The 21,060-nt window shown below is 62.5% G+C and carries 24 protein-coding genes; 13 read left to right on the top strand and 11 right to left on the bottom strand.

The features are described 5' to 3' along the window. Window positions 1-328 (bottom strand): polyphosphate kinase 2 family protein (locus ACYP01_RS24510; protein WP_459683052.1); only part of this gene is annotated, 328 nt, incomplete at its 3' end. Between the two features lie 191 nt (window positions 329-519). On the opposite strand from ACYP01_RS24510, the gene ACYP01_RS24505 reads away from it, so the two are divergent. Then, window positions 520-771, top strand: coding sequence for a three-helix bundle dimerization domain-containing protein (locus ACYP01_RS24505; RefSeq protein ID WP_007734945.1), 252 nt, complete (start codon window positions 520-522; stop codon window positions 769-771). A 133-nt stretch (window positions 772-904) separates the two neighbouring features. After that, complete coding sequence (locus ACYP01_RS24500; protein WP_459682887.1) at window positions 905-1,282, top strand: SHOCT domain-containing protein; 378 nt, start codon at window positions 905-907, stop codon at window positions 1,280-1,282. On the opposite strand, the gene ACYP01_RS24495 is transcribed toward ACYP01_RS24500, so the two are convergent. Both ACYP01_RS24495 and ACYP01_RS24490 read right to left on the bottom strand, forming a co-directional pair. Then, window positions 1,260-2,705, bottom strand: a complete 1,446-nt coding sequence (locus tag ACYP01_RS24495; protein WP_459682885.1) for a hypothetical protein — start codon at window positions 2,703-2,705, stop codon at window positions 1,260-1,262. The two genes, ACYP01_RS24500 and ACYP01_RS24495, sit on opposite strands and share 23 nt — an antisense overlap. 75 nt (window positions 2,706-2,780) lie before the next feature. Then, window positions 2,781-3,179 carry a DUF7144 family membrane protein gene (locus tag ACYP01_RS24490; protein ID WP_007734954.1) on the bottom strand — a complete coding sequence of 133 codons (399 nt, stop codon included), beginning with the start codon at window positions 3,177-3,179 and terminating at the stop codon, window positions 2,781-2,783. A 188-nt stretch (window positions 3,180-3,367) separates the two neighbouring features. Here ACYP01_RS24490 and ACYP01_RS24485 point away from each other — a divergent pair, with 188 nt between their 5' ends. Then, entirely contained in the window at window positions 3,368-3,934 is a 567-nt protein-coding gene (locus ACYP01_RS24485; protein ID WP_459682882.1) for a GNAT family N-acetyltransferase, read from the top strand. A gap of 17 nt (window positions 3,935-3,951) precedes the next feature. On the opposite strand, the gene ACYP01_RS24480 is transcribed toward ACYP01_RS24485, so the two are convergent. From ACYP01_RS24480 to ACYP01_RS24465, 4 genes are all read right to left on the bottom strand, one after another. Next, window positions 3,952-5,028 (bottom strand): iron-siderophore ABC transporter substrate-binding protein, encoded by a 1,077-nt coding sequence (locus ACYP01_RS24480; RefSeq protein WP_223304443.1) that lies wholly within the window; start codon window positions 5,026-5,028, stop codon window positions 3,952-3,954. A gap of 142 nt (window positions 5,029-5,170) precedes the next feature. Then, window positions 5,171-6,007, bottom strand: coding sequence for a helix-turn-helix transcriptional regulator (locus tag ACYP01_RS24475; protein ID WP_007734963.1), 837 nt, complete (start codon window positions 6,005-6,007; stop codon window positions 5,171-5,173). Between the two features lie 55 nt (window positions 6,008-6,062). Beyond that, window positions 6,063-6,389: a DMT family transporter gene (locus ACYP01_RS24470; protein WP_003942819.1), complete on the bottom strand. Its 327-nt coding sequence runs from the start codon at window positions 6,387-6,389 to the stop codon at window positions 6,063-6,065. Then, complete coding sequence (locus ACYP01_RS24465; RefSeq protein WP_003942817.1) at window positions 6,386-6,736, bottom strand: DMT family transporter; 351 nt, start codon at window positions 6,734-6,736, stop codon at window positions 6,386-6,388. Before ACYP01_RS24465 ends, ACYP01_RS24470 begins: the two co-directional genes overlap by 4 nt. Before the next feature lie 53 nt (window positions 6,737-6,789). Between ACYP01_RS24465 and ACYP01_RS24460 the strand changes: the two genes are divergently transcribed. The 5 genes from ACYP01_RS24460 to ACYP01_RS24440 all read left to right on the top strand — a co-directional run bounded on the left by ACYP01_RS24460 (window position 6,790) and on the right by ACYP01_RS24440 (window position 11,480). Further along, window positions 6,790-7,509, top strand: coding sequence for a transglutaminase domain-containing protein (locus ACYP01_RS24460; protein WP_459682879.1), 720 nt, complete (start codon window positions 6,790-6,792; stop codon window positions 7,507-7,509). Window positions 7,510-7,538: 29 nt separating this feature from the next. Beyond that, complete coding sequence (gene map / locus ACYP01_RS24455) at window positions 7,539-8,396, top strand: type I methionyl aminopeptidase (protein WP_007734970.1); 858 nt, start codon at window positions 7,539-7,541, stop codon at window positions 8,394-8,396. Between the two features lie 8 nt (window positions 8,397-8,404). Next, complete coding sequence (locus ACYP01_RS24450) at window positions 8,405-9,916, top strand: cobyric acid synthase (protein WP_064688757.1); 1,512 nt, start codon at window positions 8,405-8,407, stop codon at window positions 9,914-9,916. Window positions 9,917-10,000: 84 nt separating this feature from the next. Then, window positions 10,001-10,570 (top strand): RNA polymerase sigma factor, encoded by a 570-nt coding sequence (locus ACYP01_RS24445; protein ID WP_064688758.1) that lies wholly within the window; start codon window positions 10,001-10,003, stop codon window positions 10,568-10,570. Between the two features lie 76 nt (window positions 10,571-10,646). After that, window positions 10,647-11,480 (top strand): GAF and ANTAR domain-containing protein, encoded by an 834-nt coding sequence (locus ACYP01_RS24440; RefSeq protein ID WP_311094735.1) that lies wholly within the window; start codon window positions 10,647-10,649, stop codon window positions 11,478-11,480. On the opposite strand, the gene ACYP01_RS24435 is transcribed toward ACYP01_RS24440, so the two are convergent. Both ACYP01_RS24435 and ACYP01_RS24430 read right to left on the bottom strand, forming a co-directional pair. After that, on the bottom strand, window positions 11,477-11,902 hold the full coding sequence (locus ACYP01_RS24435) for a DUF6069 family protein (RefSeq protein WP_459682875.1): 426 nt from the start codon (window positions 11,900-11,902) through the stop codon (window positions 11,477-11,479). The genes ACYP01_RS24440 and ACYP01_RS24435 overlap by 4 nt on opposite strands. An 85-nt stretch (window positions 11,903-11,987) precedes the next feature. After that, on the bottom strand, window positions 11,988-12,857 hold the full coding sequence (locus ACYP01_RS24430) for a PhzF family phenazine biosynthesis protein (RefSeq protein ID WP_235808388.1): 870 nt from the start codon (window positions 12,855-12,857) through the stop codon (window positions 11,988-11,990). Window positions 12,858-12,978: 121 nt separating this feature from the next. Between ACYP01_RS24430 and ACYP01_RS24425 the strand changes: the two genes are divergently transcribed. Beyond that, window positions 12,979-13,440 (top strand): PPOX class F420-dependent oxidoreductase, encoded by a 462-nt coding sequence (locus ACYP01_RS24425; RefSeq protein ID WP_042925813.1) that lies wholly within the window; start codon window positions 12,979-12,981, stop codon window positions 13,438-13,440. A gap of 207 nt (window positions 13,441-13,647) precedes the next feature. Next, window positions 13,648-14,193, top strand: a complete 546-nt coding sequence (locus ACYP01_RS24420; protein ID WP_003942671.1) for an alpha/beta fold hydrolase — start codon at window positions 13,648-13,650, stop codon at window positions 14,191-14,193. A 77-nt stretch (window positions 14,194-14,270) separates the two neighbouring features. On the opposite strand, the gene mtr is transcribed toward ACYP01_RS24420, so the two are convergent. Beyond that, complete coding sequence (gene mtr / locus ACYP01_RS24415) at window positions 14,271-15,647, bottom strand: mycothione reductase (RefSeq protein ID WP_459682872.1); 1,377 nt, start codon at window positions 15,645-15,647, stop codon at window positions 14,271-14,273. Beyond that, complete coding sequence (locus ACYP01_RS24410; protein ID WP_404649512.1) at window positions 15,644-16,693, bottom strand: alpha/beta hydrolase; 1,050 nt, start codon at window positions 16,691-16,693, stop codon at window positions 15,644-15,646. Before ACYP01_RS24410 ends, mtr begins: the two co-directional genes overlap by 4 nt. A gap of 146 nt (window positions 16,694-16,839) precedes the next feature. Here ACYP01_RS24410 and mqo point away from each other — a divergent pair, with 146 nt between their 5' ends. From mqo to ACYP01_RS24395, 3 genes are all read left to right on the top strand, one after another. Beyond that, window positions 16,840-18,378: a malate dehydrogenase (quinone) gene (gene mqo, locus ACYP01_RS24405; RefSeq protein ID WP_003942820.1), complete on the top strand. Its 1,539-nt coding sequence runs from the start codon at window positions 16,840-16,842 to the stop codon at window positions 18,376-18,378. 11 nt (window positions 18,379-18,389) lie between these two features. Further along, window positions 18,390-18,866 (top strand): GNAT family N-acetyltransferase, encoded by a 477-nt coding sequence (locus tag ACYP01_RS24400; protein ID WP_003942808.1) that lies wholly within the window; start codon window positions 18,390-18,392, stop codon window positions 18,864-18,866. Window positions 18,867-19,090: 224 nt separating this feature from the next. After that, the gene (locus ACYP01_RS24395; RefSeq protein ID WP_256520624.1) at window positions 19,091-21,052 is read left to right on the top strand and encodes a magnesium chelatase subunit D family protein; all 1,962 of its coding nucleotides are present in this window, start codon (window positions 19,091-19,093) and stop codon (window positions 21,050-21,052) included. Window positions 21,053-21,060 lie beyond the last annotated feature (8 nt).

Below are 21,060 nucleotides of genomic sequence, written 5' to 3'. Positions count from 1 at the left end.
CACCGGCAGCCGGAAGATGCGGGACGTAGCGCTGGACATACATCTGCGAATGCTCTCGCTCGGTCGGGGCGGGTAACGCAACGACCCGGAACACTCGCGGACTCACTCGCTCGGTGATGGCTTTGATGACACCGCCCTTCCCCGCGGTATCTCGACCTTCGAATACGATGCAGACCTTGGCTCCAGACGATTTGACCCACTCCTGCAAAGCCACGAGTTCGCCGTGCAACGGCTTGAGTTTGCGGCGGTACACCTTGTTCTTCATCGGCTTTTCTGCCACGGGCGGCGCGTCGTCGGTAAGGGTCGACGGGGTGTCGTCGTGAAGAATCCGAGCGTTCTTTCCCACTTCCACTCCCTGGCATCATGAGCGCAACGCGAGCGCGCGGGGAACCGTCCGCCCTTATGTGTATGCCCCATATTCGGTGAACCTATTCTCTTCGCAATCGAGACCCGAATCGTGTTGTTTTCGAACCCTTTCCGAGTCTTGACGTGCTCGGCTGGACGGACGACCATTAATGGATGACTGGCGACGAAGAGTTGCTCCACGTCGAGCGGGTGATCACTCGCCTGATTTCCCGCTATCCCGCCGTTCCTCCACCGGAGATCGAAAACAGAGTGCGAACAATTCACCAGCGTTTTGCGGGATGTCGGATCCGCGACTTCGTGCCTCTTCTGGTCGAAAAAGCGGCCAGACAAGAGATCTCGGATCGGAGAATCGTGATTCCGATAATGGATGAGCGGTCGGCGAGTCTGAACTCTCTCGAACTGTAGCCGGAACGGGGATCGTCGGCGCATACTGAAATGACCTTGGACCAGGGAGTTCTGGCCGAATGCAGGAGCTCAGGCGCGGAACGTCAGCCTCCCGAACTCCTGATGTGTAAAACCGAGTACAGGGAGCGTTGACATGGAAGGCTTCTGGGAATTCTTCTGGTTCATCTTCGTCTGCTTTGCCTTTGTGGCGTACTTGAGCGTGTTGTTCTCGATCATCACCGACTTGTTCCGTGATCACGAGACTTCGGGCTGGGCCAAGGCGTTGTGGATGATATTCCTCTTCGTCATTCCATTCCTGTCCGCGATGATCTACGTGGTCGTCAAGAATGACGGAATGACGAGGCGGTCGATGGAAGCCGCTCAACAGCACATACACGCGCGGAGTGATTACATTCGAAAGGTCGCCGGGAAATCGCCGACTCAGCAGATCGCCGACGCCAGAGAGCTTCTCGACTCAGGCGCGATCAACGAAGAGGAATTCCAGGCCATCAAGGCAAAGGCGCTGGCGTAGTTTTCGTATCTTCTGCCCCGGGCCTGGCGTCGTCGGTTCCGCCGTCGTCAGGCCCGGCGTCCTGCGCGGCGGCGCGTGCGGGACGAACCAATACTTCCAGTGCGACGAGAGCAACGAGCGCAATGACGACGATCCAACCAACGACCAATCCGGTGGGGTAGCGCCAGAAGAGCAGCAACAGGGCGGCGATGCCGATGATGGCACAGCGCAGTGGGACACGAAGCTGATTGGCCCACCGCTCCACCTGATTCGGCGTTCGGCCGCTTGCAGAATGCCGGACGAAGTCCAACGCCTGCCCGTAGCCTCGACGAACGGCGATCGCCGACGACGACCCACCGATCAGGTAGGCGCCGAGCCCCACCACCACACCGAGGAGCGCAACCGCGCGAAGGCTCGTCCGAAGCGGAACCAGAACTGTGTCGATGACAGCGGTGGCGGCGTCTGGCGAGAGGATATCGGTAGGGACACTGTCGAGGTAGATTGCACGTCCGATCAGAATTCCGATCGCAAGAACAAGCATTCCCAACGCAATCGACAGACCGACCAGGGACAGCGTACGAAGCCTGCGACCGGTTGGCGCAACGGCGACAGCGGCTGCTGCGCAAGCGATTCCCAACCACGGCAGCACCGCCGAGACCTTGTCGAGTGCCGAGACGGCTCGCTGCGCCTTCACCAGCTCGGGGGACTGGAAGAGAACAAACTCCTTGTCCACGGACGGGATTTTGTCTGCGAAAGCGAAGCCGCGGTCGGTCAGCGTCGTTTTCACCCGGTCGATGATCGTGCTCAGTGAAATGCTGACCGTTCCGCTCTGGTCGACCTCGACCGAGTCGGGTCCGTAGTTTCCGGTCATGACGGCGACGAGGGAGTTGTGCGCCGCTCGGTTCGCCTGAATCCAAAGGTCTTCGAACTGCTGCGTCCGAACGAGCGAGGCCACTGTGTCGTGGACGAAACTCTTCGCCTGGCCGGCGATCACCGGTGCCAAACCCACCAACGCCTGGTCCACGCGAGGGGCGTTGGCTTCGAGATTCGACACGTCCGTCAATGCTGTGAGTGCCTCGGTGGTGAGCCCTTCGACGTCGACGCGATCGAAGATCTCGTCCGTGACTTGATTCGTGATCTCCGCTTGCACGGCTGGATTCTCACCCAGTGGCGCTACCGTGCTGACGTAGCGGTCCGTGTCGAGGATCTGACTACGTACGAAGCGGGTGGTTACCGACAAGACTGCGAGCAGTGCGACCAGCACCAGCAGGATTGTCACCGCGGTCCACCGCAGCCCATGTCGAGGTGGTCGGGAGACTTTCTCGACGGTCGTTTCGCGGGCGCTGGGAGTCTGCTCGCGAAGTGTTGCTACCTCTTCGCGCAACCGGGCTAGTTCGGCACGTTCGTCCTCCTGGAGTGGTCCGTCGCTCGTGCCGTTTGCCATGATGGTCCTCCCGGGACGGAAACTACTGGCGCACAGTTGAAATGCTGAACTGCGAAGATGATTCGGCGGGTGACCTCAGATGACCTCGGGATTCCAGGTCGCGACGGCCCAGATGACGAATACGTCGAGCGCGATGATGATGATCGACCACCACGGCGAGTGGGGTAGCCACAGGAAATTCGCGAGGATCGACAGAGAACAGATGACTATCGCGCCTACCCGTGCCCACGTCGCGCCGGTGAAGAGCATGATTCCGACAGCGGTGACGAGCACACCGAGTACGAGGTGGATCCATCCCCACGAAGTGAGGTCGAATTGGTACGTGTATTCCGGGCCGACGACTGTCACGTCGTCCTCCGATATCGCCGAGATGCCTTGGAGGATTTCGAGCACGCCGACTGTGATGAGGAGAACGGCTCCGCCCAGCGCGCTTCCTTTTGCCACACCCTGCTTTACCAGTGAATCCTCGGACATGACCGCCCCTAGATTTCAAGCGCGAAATAGCCTGGCATATTTCCCTGTCCCGACCTTTTACGGTGGTGAAGTAGCCCGTCGGAGGGCAAATCAAACATTGAGCGCTGCACAGCATTGCGATATTCATTCGCCTACGAATTCGAAAGAACCTACCGTGACGGTATGGATATGGGGACGTAGGTGTGGCGATGAGGCCTGCACCGGGTGTGATCCGGACGGACCGGCTGGTGCTCCGTACCTACCGCCCAGGCGATCACCGGGATCTTCTCACCTTCTACGGGCGCAGCGACGTATGCCGATATTTGCTCAACGAACCCTGGAGTCTCGCGGAGGCTCGGGAGGCCGTGCAGACCAGAATGTCTCGCCGCGACCTGGCATCGGGCGCGGTGGCACTTGTTGTCGAGTACGGGGGCCGGGTTGTCGGAAGCGTGAGTGCTTGGCGAGTCGAAGAATCTGATTGCACAGCCGAAGTCGAGCACACCGCCGAACTCGGGTGGGCATTTTCGCCCGAGTTCGGCGGCCGAGGATTCGCGACGGAAGCAGTGACCGCTCTGATCGACCTCGCGTTCGCGACACCCCGATTGCGCCGCGTGGTCGCGCGAATGGATTCGAGAAACGAATCCTCGGCGCGACTCGCGCAGCGGATCGGTATGAGGCGAGAGGGACGTTTTCGGCAGAACGCGTGGATCAAGAACGAGTGGACCGACACCGTGGTTTTCGCGACACTTCGCGGTGAGTGGCCTTCAGTTGCTTGATCAGACCGAGCGGGCTGCTATTTTGCGACCAGTTCGGTCAACTGTGGCACGAGTTCGTCGGTCGCCCACGGAACACTCAGAAGGCTGACGTACATTGTCGCTGCAGTCAGGCGATTGTCGGTGATCCACAGGTCCTTGCCGTTGGCGATGACCGGCCACCGCGAGAACAGAGTGTTGGCCAATGTGCTGTCGACTTCCGACTGATCGCTTGCCCAACCGAGATACACGTCGGTGTCGATCGTGTCGAGCTTTTCCATACTGATGCCGAAAAGGAACGAGTCGCCGGCAAAGTTCTTGGCGCCGTTCACCACGTCGGGAGCGACTGTGAGCCCGAGGTTTTCGACAAACTTGACGCGCGGATCGTCCGGACCGTAGATGGCGGTTTCGGTTTCTCCTTCACGGATGTAGGAACCGAAGGCGAAAGTGACTCCGTTGAATTCGGGATGACTCGCCTTCGATTCCTGGACCGATTCCTCAACCGACTTGATCAGCGCCGCGGTTTGAGCGGGACGCCCGAGTGCCTTGCCGACATCGGTGGCGAGGTTTTGCCACGAGCTGGGCTGATACGGCTTGGTGTCGTACGGGAGGGTCGGGGCGATCGAGCTCAGGCGCTGGTAATCCTGCTCGGAGAAGCCCGAGTACGGGGCAAGAATCAAATCAGGCGCGGCATTGAGAATCTGCTCGAACAGTAGCTCGCCGCTGTCGGAGTAGTACGGCGCAGGCGTGGGCAGCGTCTGGCCCGACTTTTCGAGTTCGGCGCGGGTCCACGGCAGGAACCCGTCGGCGTCGCCGGCCCAAGAGTCCTTCTGCATCGCGATCGGAGTGACACCCAGGGCGATGACCGTGTCTGCCGCTGCGGAATCGAGGGTGAGGATCCGTGTCGGCTCCTTGTCGATGGTGGTCCCGCCGAAAGCGTGCTTGATCGTCACGGGATAGGCGCCGTCCTCGACGGCGGATGCCGATGAATTGTTTTCCTGGGCGTCCGATGACGACTGTGTGCAGGCGGTCAGAGGCAGTGCCGCCGCCAGCATGAGCGCAACAACGATTCGTCGCCTCCGCTGGGGACGAATTCTCTGACGGGCAGATCTGAACACGCGAAACTCCTCGGGATTGATCAGGGAAGTGCTTGCACGACTCAGCGCAGTACGCGCATGAGAGCAGGCTTACCTAAGTGAATGTAGGGCGCGTGCGTGTAGCGAAGGGGCCAGCCGATGTCGACAACAGGTCAGGCTCGAGTCAGTTGACAGCGGCGAGCGCATTGCCGGGGGTGTAGCCGACCGTCTTGCGAAAAGCGGCGATGAAGGAACTCGACGTCCCGTAACCGACACGGCGGCTGACGGCGTTCACACTCATTCCGGTCCCGAGCATGCCGAGGGCCGTGCTCATACGAACCAGAGTGCGCCACTGCGCAAAGCTCAAGGCGAGTTCCGCGGCAAAAATCCGGGTGACCGTACGTCGGCTGAGATTGAGAACGTGAGCCCACTGATCGAGTGATCGATCGTCGGCGGGATCCGACAGCACTTTGTCGACGAGCATCCGTAGCCGCGGATCTCGGGGGATCGGTACGTCGAAGTGAGGTGCTGATGCCGGCGTGAGGAGATCGACACAAACCTGCTGTGCCCGAAGGCGTTGTTCTGCAGGCATTCCGGTGTGGGCGAGGTGTATCAGCAGTGCCCGGGCTGCCTCACTCAGTGTCACGATGCACGGTTCGTTCCAGGCGGGGGTCCACAGCTCGGGGGTGAAGAGCGTGGCGCGGAATGCGACGTGGGGATTTGCCTGACCTTCGTGGAGGACCCCGCGGGGGATCCACAGGCCGACGCCGGGCGTGACGGTCCAGAGTTGATTGTCGATGATCATGTTGACGACACCGCGGTCGGACCAGATCAGTTCGTGCTCGATGTGAGCGTGCTCTGGCCACCGGGTGATGTGGTCGGTCTCGACGATGTACGTCGTGAGTTGGAACGGCGCCGGGACGGCGCGCGCCATCGGAGTGTGGCGGTCGGATTCCCGTAAGTGGGAATCGTCGTCCAGCTGTGGACCGTCGTCGATTTCACGAAGGGCAGGGATCAGCACCGTGGACTACCTCCAGAGCAAAGTTAGGTAAACCTTACACTGATGTGGGCAGCGATCAGTGACTCGCACCGAGTTCGATGAGAAGCACGCCTGCCGCGATGAGGCCGATCCCGACCATCATGAGCCTGGTCAGCGGTTCGCGAAAGAGAATACGGGATGCGATTGCCGTCAACGCCACTCCGCATGCGGTCCAGATTCCGTATGCGACGCCGATGGTGAGGCCCGCGTCGAGCGCGAGGGTCAGGAAGGCGAAAGCGGCGAGATACCCCACGGTGACAACCGCGAGCCATCGTTTGTCGCTGCCGTCCTGCGACGCCATCCGTAGTGACAATGTCGCGGTGACCTCGGAAATAATTGCAGCGATCAGAAATACGAAGGTCATGCCGGGTCCGCCGGCCCGCTGTCGGCGGCAGCCTGAGAGCCGAGTTCGACGCACAGCACTCCGCCGATGACCAGTGCAATCCCGACGCCCATGGTGGCCGTCAGAGGATCTCCGAAAAGGGCCGTTGCGAATACTGCGGTCAGGACAACTCCGGTTGCGCCCCAGATTCCGTATGCAACACCGAGTCCCATGCCCTCCCGCAGGACGAACGACAAGGCGGTGAATGCTGCGAGATATCCGCCGACGACCACGATGTACCAAGCCGGGTGATCGAGGGCGGCGCGCAACGACAGCGTCGCAGACACCTCGGTAAGGATCGCGGTGATCAACAACAGCCATTTCTTCACGGTTGGGATTCTGTCAGGCTCCACGGATTCCGGTCGCGCACTACGGTTGAGACATGACGTGCGTACTGCTCGGTGGAATCCGCAAAGGTGACATCCGCCACGACGCGTCGGTTGGCGATGTGGCCGCAACTCCGATCCTCGACTGGGGCCACGACGACGTGGCCCGCCTCTACGAGGACATTGCAGAAGGTGCGATCCAGTCGGCGCAGGAGTTCCTGGTGTCGGCGCATCGCAGCGTCGCTGCAAATATTCGGCCGGTGTACGGCCTCGACGACCGGCAACCCGTCTCGGTGACATTGAGTCGAGGGCGCGGATCCTGCAGTCAGAGACTGGCTGTCGTCGAAGCGTTGGCTCGCCGCCGAGGAATCGCCACCCGAGTACGCGGTCTCGTACTACGCGGGGAATTCTGGTACCCGAGATTTCGGCGTCTACATGCGGTGATTCCGAAGTCAGTGCTGCTGGCGTGGCCGGAATTTCTGGTCGACGGACGCTGGCAGGACATCTCCGAGATCGTTTCACCTGCGGTGGTCTCAGCGCTCGAACCGTTCACGAACACCGGCGAGGAGACACTGTTCGACGCGATCGGACGCGCTCCGATCAGTTGGGGCAAGTCTGTTTCGTGTGATTGCTTGGACTTCTCCGAATTCGTCGACCGCGATCTGGGCACCTTCGAATCTCGCGACGTGCTCTTCGAGGAATTCGGACAGACGATGTCGACCCCCGTCAGAATTCTCGTCGACCCGGTTTTCCGGAACTGGAGTGCATCCGGCTGACGCGCGACGCGAGGTCTAGGCTGTTCTGCATGTCTGTGCGTACCCCATTGGTCCCTGGAACCGTCTCTCCCGTCCTCGCTGTGCCCTCGAAGATCGAGCGGCCCGAGTACGCGTGGAAGCCGACCGCCAAAGAGGGCAACGAGCCCTGGGTTCAGACGCCGGAAACGATCGAGGCGATGCGCATCGCCAGCAAGATCGCTGCAGGCGCGCTGCAGGAAGCCGGCAAGGCTGTCGCTCCCGGTGTCACGACCGACGAACTCGACCGCATCGCACACGAGTTCATGCTCGACCACGGTGCATACCCGTCGACGTTGGGCTACAAGAGCTTTCCCAAGTCGTGCTGCACGTCTCTCAACGAGGTGATCTGCCACGGAATCCCCGACTCGACTGTGATCCAGGACGGCGACATCGTCAATATCGACGTCACCGCGTACATCAACGGGGTACACGGCGACACCAATGCGACATTCCTCGCCGGTGACGTGTCCGAAGAGAACCGCTTGCTCGTCGAGCGCACACACGAGGCAACGATGCGGGCCATCAAAGCCGTCAAGCCCGGCCGCGCGCTCAACGTGATCGGACGTGTCATCGAGTCCTACGCCCATCGGTTCGGGTACGGCGTCGTCCGGGACTTCACCGGACACGGAATCGGCGAGACCTTCCACAACGGCCTCGTGATCCTGCACTACGACGAGCCCGCGGTCGAGACGATCATCGAACCGGGCATGGTCTTCACGATCGAACCGATGATCAACCTCGGTGGTATCGACTACGAGATCTGGGAGGACGGTTGGACCGTCGTCACCAAGGACCGTAAGTGGACGGCGCAGTTCGAGCACACCTTGGTGGTCACCGAGACCGGTGCAGAGATTCTCACCCTGCCTTGAGTTCGGAGATGCGCGGCGCTCTGCTGGTAGCAGGCACTACTTCCGACGCAGGCAAGAGCGTTCTGGTGGCCGGATTGTGTCGCATGTTGGCGCGTCGAGGCGTCCGAGTGGCGCCGTTCAAGGCGCAGAACATGTCGAACAACTCCGTGGTCACGCTGGACGGCGGAGAGATCGGCCGTGCGCAGGCACTTCAGGCGCGTGCATGCGGTCTGGAGCCGAGTGTTCGATTCAATCCGGTGCTGCTCAAGCCTGGAAGTGACCGCACGTCGCAATTGGTCGTTCGGGGCAAGGCGATGACCACAGTGGGTGCTCGCGACTACATGCAGCATCGGCAGTGGCTTCGTGCCGTCGTGGCCGAAGATCTCGAATCGCTTCGATCCGAGTTCGACGTCGTGATCTGTGAAGGCGCCGGTTCACCGGCCGAAATCAACTTGCGCGCAACGGATCTTGCCAACATGGGATTGGCTGAGGCTGCGCGGATTCCGGTCGTCGTCGTCGGTGACATCGATCGCGGCGGCGTCCTGGCCCATCTGTTCGGGACCGTTGCTGTGCTCTCGCCGAGCGACCAGGCATTGATCGCGGGATTTGTGATCAACAAATTCCGCGGTGACGTTGCACTGTTGGAACCCGGACTGGAACAACTGCGCAGCCTCACCGGTCGACCCACTCTCGGAGTGATCCCGTTTGCCGACGATCTTTGGCTCGACGCCGAGGATTCGCTTGGCGTCACCGGCAATGCCCCGGTAGGGCGCCCGGGCCCACCCGTCGGTTCGGCCTGGCTCACCGTTGCTGCGGTTCGGCTCCCGCGCATCTCCAACTCCACGGACGTCGAGGCACTGGCATGTGAACCGGGCGTGGCAGTTTCGTGGGTGACCGATCCGTCGCGGATTCGCGACGCGGACCTCGTGGTGATCCCCGGTAGTAAGTCCACCGTGAGTGACCTCGAGTGGTTGCGAAGTACCGGCCTGGCCGACGAGATCGTCGCGCGAGCAGGTCGCGGGCAAGCAGTCCTGGGAATCTGCGGCGGTTACCAGATGCTGGGTAATTCCATCGTCGACGACGTCGAATCAGGATCAGGGACCACCGCGGGACTGGGTCTGCTGGACCTCGATGTCGAGTTCGCTCCGGACAAGGTGCTGGCGCAGATGACCGGTACGGCAGACGGTATCTCGGTGTCCGGGTACGAGATTCATCACGGACGCGTCGTGCGCAACGGGGACCTCCCATTGCTGGCGGACTCGAGCGGTATGCCGGAAGGCAGTGTGCGAGGGCCTGTTCGAGGGACACACTGGCACGGTCTCCTGGAAAGTGACGACTTTCGGCGCAGCCTGCTGCGTGAGCTCGCGGTTCCCGGTTTTGTTGCTGCACCCGACACCGCGGTTGCCGCGGTGCGAGAACAACAACTCGACCTTCTCGCTGATCTCGTCGAGCAGCACCTCGATCAGGATCTACTCGAGAAACTGATCAACGGTGGGGCGCCTATCGGGCTTCCCGTCATTGCCTCCGCACTCGAAGCCTGAGAGCGCTCCCGCGGGCGTCGACGTGGACGCGGTAGAATAGCCAGGCCTCACTCCCGCGACGGCTCCCTAGTAGGAGTGTGCGCGGTGACAGATCAATTCGACGGCTTGCTGACCGACTTCAGTGACGAGGTGCTGGTCGACTCGGCAATGCTCGGCGATCACGCGGCCTTCGACGTCATCGTCCGCCGATACGGCCCGCACTTGTATCGATTTGCCCGTCGACTGCTCGCGAGCGAGAGTGACGTCGACGACATCGTCCAGGAAACCTGCGTCGCTGCGTGGCGCCAACTTCCGGGGTTTCAGCGGCGCTCGAGCACCAAGACCTGGTTGTTCGCGATCTGTTCTCGCAAGATCTCGGATTTCTATCGAAAAGTCGGCTCCTGCGCCGCCGATCTGGACGAACTCCGGGAAGAAGCTGATCCCCGTTTGCGTGATCCGAGCGAAGAAGTCTGCGGCACAGCATTTCTCGACGCTCTTGAAGCCGAACTCGATCGTCTACCGCTGCGTCAGCGCGCCGCCTGGGTCTTGCGGGAAGTGGAGGGCATGACGTATCCACAGATCGCAGTTGTCCTGGAACTGAGTCCGGACGCGGTTCGTGGCCAACACACTCGGGCGAGGCGGAATCTGGGTCTCGCGCTCGACCGATGGCGATGACGACTCGGCGGTTTGCCGGGTTCTGTCACCGAACTCACTCTCCTGACGGCCCGGGTAGCTGGAAGAATGCTTCGTCGTGGATACCGCTTTCGACCCCAGAGGCTTCGACCCGAGAACCGAGGATTCGGTGCCGTCGGTAATGCCGGACGATGCGACGGCAACGGGTGCTGACGTCGCCGTCGAGGCTGCGGAAACTCGGCTGACTGCAAGCGCGGTCCGGGAGTTGCTGGCAGCGCTCGGAGGAAGTATCGGCGACGAGGACGAACTCGTGGTTTTGCTCCAGCGCGCCGTCGAAATCGCGAACGACGCCATCGACGGCGCCGACAGCATCGGCGTCACCATCGATCTTGCCGGGCAGACCTACACCGCCGTTCACACCGATTCGCGGACCCTGCGCGTCGACATCGAGCAATACGACGCCGGCGACGGACCATGTCTGCATGCGGCTCGAACCGGTGAAACCGTAGTCGTTGATTCCGAGACCAGCGCAGAACGCTGGCCGCGGTTCGCGGCGGCCGCGAAGGACGAAGGGATCAAGTCCTTTCTCGCGGCGCCGCTCTTCACGCCGGATCAGCGACTCGGTTCGTTCAACCTGTACGGACGTGCCCCAGCGGCCTTCGACAGCGTCGACGCGGAAGTCATGGAGATTCTCACGACCACAGTCTCACGCGCGATCGGAGACTTCTCCCGTTTCAAATCTGCCAAGGCCGTAGCTGACGCCCTGCAACGCGCGCTCGAGACTCGGGCGCCGATCGAACAGGCCAAAGGCATGCTGATGGCCATCCATCGGATCGACGCCGACACCGCATTTCACATGCTGCGCAGGCAGTCTCAGACCACGAACACCAAGTTGCGTGACGTGGCAGCCGAGATCGTCGAGACGTATTCCGCGCCGCCTACCGCGGTCTAGTTCGACGGAGACCGACGTACGGCCTCTAGCGCGACGACCACGCTCGCGGCGACAACCACGTGCATCAGCGCGAGCGTGACCGTGCTGGCGGCGTCGAAGTCCGCGGCGATCGTCAGGGCGATGGTGCCGAGCGCAAACACTGCACCCAAGACTTGAGCGATGCGGATGATCGGCTCCCACTTCAGTGAGATCAACATTGCGAGCGACAAACCGACCAGCAACGGCACTACCGTAAGTGTGATGACCCCGCCGGGAGCTACGCTCGCCACCTTTCCCTGATCTGTCATCTCGAACGATCCGCCCGATGCCAGGCCGATCAACCACAGGATCAGGTTGGCGACGAGGGCCATGACCGTGGCCCCGAGTACGGCGCGCGGCTTGGTGAGGTGGAGGTTGTGTGCGGTTGAAGCGATTGCAGACATGATGTTCTCCCGGCTCGATGCGATGGTCTTGTGACGTCGCTCTGGTGAATAGACCCGCCGGCCGGGAGAAACTCATCGCTGGTGGTTACCGGGGGTCGTCTGTCGGCACGGCGGTGCCGGTGACCGCGATACCGCCGTCGACCGGGATCTCGACCGCGAGAACGCTGGGTCGCCCGACGTGTCGGCCCTGGTGGATGGTGATCCGCCGCGGAGTGGCCGCGGGTTCGAGTTTGCGCAGGTAACCGCCGGTCGACGCCGCTGCGGACCCGGTCGCGGGATCCTCGACGATGTTTCCCACCGGAAACAGATTTCGAGCTTCGAAGGTGTTGTCGTCGAGGGGATGCAGGATCGTCACCGTGCCCGCCCACCCCTGCGCGTCCATCAGAGTTCGCATTGCGGATGGATCGAAGGTGAACTCGTCGAAGGCTGCCTGATCACGAAGTACGACAATCGGGTGCGTGTTGCCGGCGTACGAGAGCATTGCGGGATACCGCGCGTCGAGCGCAGACGAATCGACGCCGATGAGCCCGAGCAGTGCTGTCAGTACAGCATGATCGATCGGCGAGACCGATGGTTCGACGCTGGTGAAGGTCGCGGTGGACGTTCCGTCCTCGTCGGTCGCCGTGTCGATGGATACCGGTCCGATCGGTGTTTCGAATGTGAAGGTTCCGTCACCGTCTCGCTCGGTGAGAGCGATGGCCGTCGCAATAGTGGCATGACCGCAGAACGGTACTTCGGCGATAGGGGAGAAGTACCGGATCCGGCTGTGGCGCGGGTTGCCTCCGAGTACCGGTTCGATGAGGAACGCCGTCTCGGCATACCCGACTTCGGCTGCAACAGATTGTAATTCGGAGTCGTCGAGTCCACGCGCGTCGAGCACTACGCCGGCCGGATTACCGCCGGCCGGATCCGAACTGAACGCAGTCAGCCGGAGGATGTCGCGAGAAGTTGCCATGTCGACCATCTTTGTCCGCTGTCGTCCATCGGGGGAAGAGACATCGCGCGATTGCGGTCCGCGATCTTCGAACTGGACTGCCTCCGGAACAAACCGGCCGCACGGCGTCGTTGGTGCAGACATGAGCAATGACACAGACACCGACGACGCGTTGTTCGCACTCGTGGCCGAGGGAAAACAAGGTGTGCTGGCAACCGTAAAGCGTGACGGCCGCCCACAGTTGTCCAACATCATTTACCGCTGGGATGACGAGTCGAAGACGGCTTCCGTGTCCGTCACGGCCGATCGCGCCAAGAGTAAAAATGCGATCCGCGATCCGCGGGTTTCCCTTCACGTCAGCGCGCCCGACTTCTGGAGCTACGCCGTGATCGAAGGACTTGCCGTGGTGACACCCGTCGCGGCCGATCCTCACGATGAAGTGTCGGACGCCCTGGTCGAGCTGTACCGGGACATCAGCGGTCAGGAGCATCCCGATTGGGAGGAGTACCGCGAAGCGATGGTTGCGGAGCGTCGACAGATCCTCACGGTGCGCGCTGATCACGTCTACGGAATGACGAGGCTCCCCAAGCCGTCCGGTACCTAGAGCCGCGCCCCACTGGAGTTCGGCCCACCCCCACTCGAGCGAACGGTACATCGGTCGCCTCAGATGCGCCGAAAGCCACTTTCGCTCGGGGGAGAGGCGGTGCAGAGCGAACAATTCGGGCCCGTAGCGGCGCGTGAATGTATGAGTGGTCATACTTCTGTCGACTCCAGGGTCCTCCACAGTGTGGATCGCGTACCGTTTCCAGACATGGAATTGACTCGAGTAGCGGTGGGCAGTGGTTCGTGCACCGTTCGGATCGACGGGCCGGTCAGCAAGCATGCGGTACTCCTGCTCCCCGGCAAGGGCGACCCCGTCGACTTGTACGACGATGTGTGTGAGCGACTGCACCATTCGGATCTGCGGACCGTCGCGGTGGAATCGATCGAGAATCTCGACGAGACCTCGGCAGTGGTACTTCTGGACGAGTTGAACATCGCCTGGGTGAATCTGGTCGGTCACCGGGAGGGCGCCGATCTCGCGTGGCTGTTGGCTGCACGTCAGTTCGGCCGCTTCGCGAGTTTGATCGCGGTGGACCGTGGACATCCGTCGGCGAGCGATATTGCCGGCGTACCGCCGGTCGAGGTTCCGACCACCGTAGTCGTGGGCAGTGGAGGTCGGGCCATCGCCGACGCCAGCGGTCGTTTCGTGTACTCCGACTTCCGCGTGACGGAACTTCCGGGTGTCGACGACGTCGTCAAGTCGGCACCGGCCGAACTCGCAACCGAGATCGTGCTGCGTACCAGCCCCTGGTGAAACTCTGACCGACGAAAAGGCGGGCATTCCCATTGCGAGGAGTGCCCGCCTTTTCGGCGTCATTAGGGCTGCGGGGCTCAGATGTCCAGGCCGAGCAGCGCGTTCTCGACCACTTCGGCCAAGGCCGGGTGGATCCAGTACTGGCCGCGCGCCATGTCCTGCGCTGACAAACCGAAGCTCATCGCCTGGATGAGCGGCTGGATCACCGTCGGAGCCTGCGTACCCATGACGTGGGCGCCGAGGATGCGTCCGGTGCCGCGCTCGGCGATCACCTTGCAGATGCCCTCCTGATCCTCCATCGCCCAGCCGTACGCGACGTCGCCGTAAGCCTGCACCTTGACGGTGATGTCGAGTCCGGCGTCGCGAGCCTGCTTCTCCGTCATTCCGACGTCGGCGATCTGCGGGTCGGTGAACACGGCTGCCGGTACGAAGCGGTGATCGGTGCTGCGAAGCCCGGACGTGTCCTTCCACGCGTCCTGGAGCAGGTTGTGCTGAACAACGCGCGCTTCCTGGTTGGCGACGTGCTTGAGCTGGTACGGCGAGGAGACGTCACCGAGTGCGAAGACGCCCTCGGCGGTGGTGCGTTGGTATTCGTCGACCACGATCGAGCCCTTGTCGTCGAGTTCGACGCCGGCCTTGTCGAGACCGAGTAGGTCACCGTTCGGCTGACGACCGACCGCGACGAGGAGAACGTCACCGGAAACGACTGTGCCGTTTGCCAGTTCGACGGCGATGTTGTCGCCGTCGCCGCGTACCGACGTGAGGGGGGCGCCCAGATGGACGTCCCACTTCTGTTCGGCCAACTCGGTGAAGCGCTCGGAGATCTCGTCGTCGAGGTGCCGCAGCAGTCGCTGGCTGCGACCGATGATCGACACGCGAGAACCCAACGCGGAGAACACGTGTGCGAACTCGGTGGCGATGAATCCGGAGCCGACGATCACGAGGTGCTCGGGAAGTTCGGGCAGTCGCATGATGTCTTCGTTGGTGTAGTACTTCACACCACTCGACGCGATCTCGTCCGGGATGATCGGACGCGAACCGGCTGCGATGACCACCTGGTCAGCGGTGATCGTCTCGCCGGTTCCGGTGTCGATCGTCTTGTCGCCGGTGAACGTGGCGTGGCCGCGGTAGACGGTGGTGTTGGGACTGTCTTCGCTGCGGTACCGCTCACCACCTGCAGAAATGGGGTCGATGCGGCCGAAGACGCGCTTGACGATGTCGGACCAACGAACGCCGTCGAGCGTGGCGTCGACGCCGTACTTCTCGGCAGTGGTGACGGTGCGTGCCACCTCGGCGGCGTAGACGAACATCTTGGTCGGGATGCACCCGACATTGAGGCACGTTCCGCCGAAGGTGCCCTCTTCGAGGATTGCGATCTTCTTGCCGTCGAACCGCTCGTCGGGCAGCGAGTTTCCGGATCCGCTGCCGATGATTGCAAGGTCGTAGTGCGTCACTGCGCGATCTCCTGTGTGTTGCTTGCTGTGCTTGCCGAATTTTCTGCGGCCGGGGTGAGGTGGCCGTCGAGCCACTCCAACCACAGGTCGAGTTCGGAAAAGGCTGTGGCCAAGGGCTTCTCGGTCGAAAGGAACACGTCGTGACGGGCGCCGTCGATCGGGACGATGGTGGTGCGATCGCCGAGGCAACCGGCCCAACGTGCGATCTGCTTGACGTCGAGCACGGAATCGGCGAGGTCGACGCTCGGGTTGTACGCCTTCGCGAACTGCGACTTCTTCGAGCGCAGAATCAGCGCGGGCACTCCGATGTCGAGGCCGCGGTGAAGTTTTGCGTGACCCGCTCGGACGGCCCGCATCCAGCCGAAGGTAACGGGGCAGCCGGCCAGTGGCTTCCAGTCGAGGTTGTAATCCCAGACGCCGTTGGCCGAAACATGAAGACTGGAACCGTAAGTCGGTAGCCCAGTTCCCGGGATCACCGTCTTCGCCGATACCCGTCCGAGCGCATCGATCGCCGTAGTACCGACGTTGCGCACCACTGAGGGACCCTGAAGGTCGAACCAGGGGCTGTTGAGGACCAGCCCGCAGATTCCGGCGCCGTCGCTGCCACCGGGCTTGCGCTGCAAACGGTTCAGCCAGAGCGGAACGATCAGACCGCCGGTGGAGTGCGCCATGAGCAGCACCTCGCTGCCCTCGGTCTCGCTGCGGACGATGCGCAGCGCTTCGTTCAGTTCGGCGTCGTAGAGCGCAAGGTCGGAGACGTAATGAGCTGTGTGCCCCGGTTTGAGGGAGCGGCCGCACTTACGCAGGTCGAGTGCGAAGAAGGCGTAACCCTGCTCGGCAAAGTGCTCGGCGAGGTGCTTCTGGAAGAAGTAATCGGTGAAGCCGTGCACGTACAAAACGGCACGGCGTGTCTTCACCGCCTCCTTCTGCGGTTGGTAGCGGACCAGTGTTGCGTCCACCTCGCCTTCGCCGTCCGGATCCGTTCCGAGCGGGATCGTCAGCTGCTGATATCCGTCACCGAGGACGTCTGGAACCCAAGTAGTCACAAATCACAATCTAATCGTCGTTTCGAGTGCGCGTTGTAGAGCACAATTGGGGGTGGTGAACCGCGCGTGTACGCACGGGTAACCTATTCGGCGTAACACAGCAGGCGGATGCGCGCACGGCTAATGACAAGGAAGTCGATTCTCCAGTGTCGAATCAGAACGCGGTAGAGACGAAGACGGATGTAGTGCTCGTGGGCGCAGGCATCATGAGCGCCACGCTGGGTGCATTGCTGCGCCAGCTGCAGCCCGATTGGTCGATCTCGACCTTCGAGCGGCTCGATGCCGTCGCAGCCGAGAGCAGCGACCCCTGGAACAACGCGGGAACCGGTCACTCAGCCCTGTGTGAGCTCAATTACACACCTGAGAACTCGGACGGCACGGTCGACATCAAGAAGGCCGTCAACGTCAACGAACAGTTCCAGGTGTCACGCCAGTTCTGGGCACACGCGGTAGAGCAGGGCGTCCTGACGCAGCCCAAGGAATTCATCAACCCCATCGCGCACGTGAGCTTCGTTCACGGTGAGGCCAACGCCAAGTACCTCCGTGCTCGTTACGACGCACTTGCCGGCCACACGCTCTTCCGCGGTATGGAGTACATCGACGATCCGGCCGAGTTCAGCAAGCGTTTGCCGCTCATGGCCAAGGGACGCGACTTCTCCGATCCCATCGCCCTGAACTGGAGCCAAGACGGCACCGACGTCGATTTCGGAGCGCTCACCAAGCAGCTCATCGGCTACATCGGCAAGACCGGCGGCAAGATGTACTTCGGCCACGAGGTCACCAACCTGACCCAGAACTCGGACAAGTCCTGGACCGTCAAGGTCACCAACCGTCGTACCGGTGAAAAGCGCACCGTTCGCTCGCGCTTCGTGTTCGTCGGCGCGGGTGGCGGCGCCCTGCACCTGCTGCAGAAGTCGGGCATCAAGGAAGCCAAGGGCTTCGGTGGCTTCCCGGTCAGCGGTGCCTTCCTGCGATGCACCAACCCCGAACTCATCGACCAGCACAGCGCCAAGGTCTACGGCAAGGCTGCCGTCGGCGCCCCGCCCATGTCGGTGCCTCACCTGGACACCCGTGTCATCGGCAACAAGCCGGGTCTGCTGTTCGGTCCCTACGCTGGTTGGTCGCCGAAGTTCCTCAAGCAGGGTCGCGTCACCGACCTGCCCGGCTCGGTCAAGCCGAACAACATCCTCTCGATGCTCGGTGTCGGTGTCAGCGAGCTCGGCCTGGTCAAGTACCTGGTCAGCGAGCTTGCCAAGAACGAAGCCGGTCGCATCTGGGATCTGCGTGAGTTCGCGCCCAAGGCGCAGGCCCAGGACTGGGAACTCATCACCGCGGGCCAGCGCGTCCAGGTGATCCGCCGTGCCAAGGGCAAGGGTGGTGTCCTCGAATTCGGTACCGCTGTGGTCGCCGCTGAGGACGGTTCCATCGCCGGTCTGCTCGGTGCTTCGCCCGGTGCGTCCACGGCCGTCCCGGCGATGCTGGACGTACTCGAGCGCTGCTTCCCGACCGAGTTCCAGGGTTGGAAGGGCAAGCTCCGCGAGATGGTTCCGTCCATCGGCGTCAAGCTCACCGACAACGAAGGCCTGTTCAACCAGGTCTGGGATTGGTCCTCGAAGGTTCTCGAGCTCGATTCCGCCGGTGCTTCCGAATCGGCTCCGGTCGCGGATACCGCCGCGACTGTGTGATAGTCCAACCCATGACGGCAACAGCAGCTTTGAAGCGTTCATGGGCACTCGATCTCGACAACAAGACGTTCTACGAGTTGTTGAAGCTTCGAGTGGAGGTCTTTGTCGTCGAGCAGGCTTGCCCGTATCCCGAGTTGGACGGGCGGGACCTGCTGACGGAAACACGCCACTTCTGGCTCGAGCAGGACGGCCAGGTGGTGTGCACGCTCCGGCTGCTCGAAGAGCACGACGACGGAAACAAGAGCTTCCGAATCGGACGCCTCTGCACGTCGCGTCAGGCTCGCGGCCAGGGCCACACGACCCGCCTCCTGCAGGCCGCACTTGCCGAGGTCGGCGAAGCGCCGTGTCGGATCAACGCCCAGACCTACTTGGTCGAGATGTACGCCAAGCACGGATTCAAGGCTGACGGCGAAGAGTTCATCGAAGACGGCATCCCGCACACCCCGATGCGTCGTGGTGGGGGAGAGCCTTTCGTGGCCGTCAGCTAGTTTGTCGGAGAATTGACCCTGGTCGGCTCGTGGGAAAGCGAGCCGACTAGGGTTTTTTCGATACCGAATGTTCGCGGGGAAGTCCTGTTCGATCCAGGCGCGGTCCCGCCACTGTGAAAGATCTCTCCTCTACCGATAGACCGGGAGATCTCAGCCAGGTTGCCGCGACATTCGAGTGCAGCCAAATTCTCGGCGAGGAAACCGAGAGGTGGAGGGATATCGACGTGCGAAGTGAAGAAGATCGACCAGTGGCGGGCTTCCCGTTCAGTGCTGTGGTCGGCCAGGATCAATTGCGATTGGCGCTGATCCTGTGTGCGGTGCATCCAGGGATCGGCGGGGTCCTGGTCCGCGGTGAGAAGGGAACTGCCAAGTCGACGGTCGTGCGCGCGCTGACTGCGCTGCTGCCCGCGGTCGACGACGCCGGAACGAGACGACCGGCCCGCTTGGTCGAACTGCCCGTGGGCGCCACCGAAGACCGGGTGATCGGTTCGATCGACTTGGAGAAGGTTCTGCGTGACGGTGAGCGCGCATTCCAACCCGGACTGCTCGCCGCCGCTCACCAGGGTGTTCTGTACGTCGACGAGGTGAATCTGCTTCACGACCACCTGGTCGACGTGCTTCTCGACGCCGCGGCGATGGGCCGGGTTCACATCGAGCGTGACGGCATCTCCCATTCGCATCCGGCCAAGTTCGTACTCGTCGGCACGATGAATCCCGAAGAGGGAGAACTGCGTCCGCAACTTCTGGACCGTTTCGGTCTGGCTGTCGACGTCGCCGCTTCCCGCGACGTCGACATTCGCATGGAAGTGGTGCGTCGCCGACTCGACTACGAGCGTGACCCCGAGGCATTTGTCGCTCGGTACGTATCCGCCGATGAGGAGTTGGCGGCCGAAATCCTCACGGCGCGTGAGAAATTGGACTCGGTCGAGCTGAGCAACCGCGAGCTGCGTCGTATCGCCTCGCTTTGTGCGTCGTTCGACGTCGACGGTATGCGCGCGGACTTGGTGCTGGCGCGCACCGCGACGGCCCACGCTGCCTGGCGTGGCGACAGTGAAGTCACTGCGGAGGACGTACGAGTAGCGGCGGAACTGACGCTGCCGCATCGCCGCCGCCGCGATCCGTTCGACGAGCCCGGCTTGGATCAGCAGCAGTTGGACGATGCGCTCGAGCAGGCCGATCAGGATGCTCAGTCGCAGGTAGAGGACGACGCGCGCGACGGAGAGCCCGAACCTCCCGAGAATCCCGAAGACCGTGGCCCGGAAGATGGCGGCTCCGATGACGGCGGTCCCGGAGACGAAGGGCCGGACGACGACGGGCCTGATGACGACGGCCCGGACGACCCAGACGGACCTGGTGGGGGAGTACGCGCCACCGATCGTCCCTCGGCTCCACCGGCGGGCGAATTCAAGGCCAAGCTCCTCGAAGTTCCGGGAGTCGGTGAAGGTGCACCGGGACGACGCTCGCGGTCCATGTCGTCCCGTGGACGAGTTGTGCGGTCCACGCGGGAGCGTGGGCACGGATTGCATCTGACGAGCACGGTCTTTGCCGCAGCCGAGTCTCAAGTTGCCCGTGGTCGCACTGCTGGACGGTTGCGGCTGGCACCGGCTGACCTCCGCGGCGCGATACGTGAAGGGCGAGAAGGCAATCTGATCGTCTTCGTTGTCGACGCGTCGGGGTCGATGGCAGCACGCGACCGCCTCTCCGCGGTCACCGGTGCGGTTGTCTCGTTGCTCCGCGACGCCTATCAGCGCCGCGACAAGGTCGCCGTCATCACTGTCCGTGGTCGTGAAGCGGAGCTCGTACTGCCGCCGACATCTTCGGTGGACATCGCTGTCCGTCGCTTGCAGTCGATGCGTACCGGCGGCAAATCCCCACTCGCAGAGGGATTCCTGCGTGCTCGCGAAGTGGTTCTGCGTGAACGACTTCGTGACCCGCAGCGTCGCGCCCTCGTCGTCACACTCACCGACGGCCGGGCAACCGGCGGCAAGGACGCGCTGCACCGCGCCCGCGTCGCCGCGCATCTTCTCGCCGACGCGTCCGTCGCGTCCATCGTCGTCGACTGCGAGACCGGCCTCGTGCGTCTGGGGCTGGCGGCCGAGTTGGCGCGAGAACTACGTGGCGGATACGTCCGCCTTGCCGAATTGTCAGCGCAGCAGGTCGCGGGTGTCGTCCGCGCCGCAGCCTAGATCCCAGC

It is taken from the genome of Rhodococcus sp. no. 34 (genome assembly GCF_054589475.1).
Note: the sequence above shows the minus strand (reverse complement) of the source record. Positions and strands in the feature narration are given on the sequence as shown.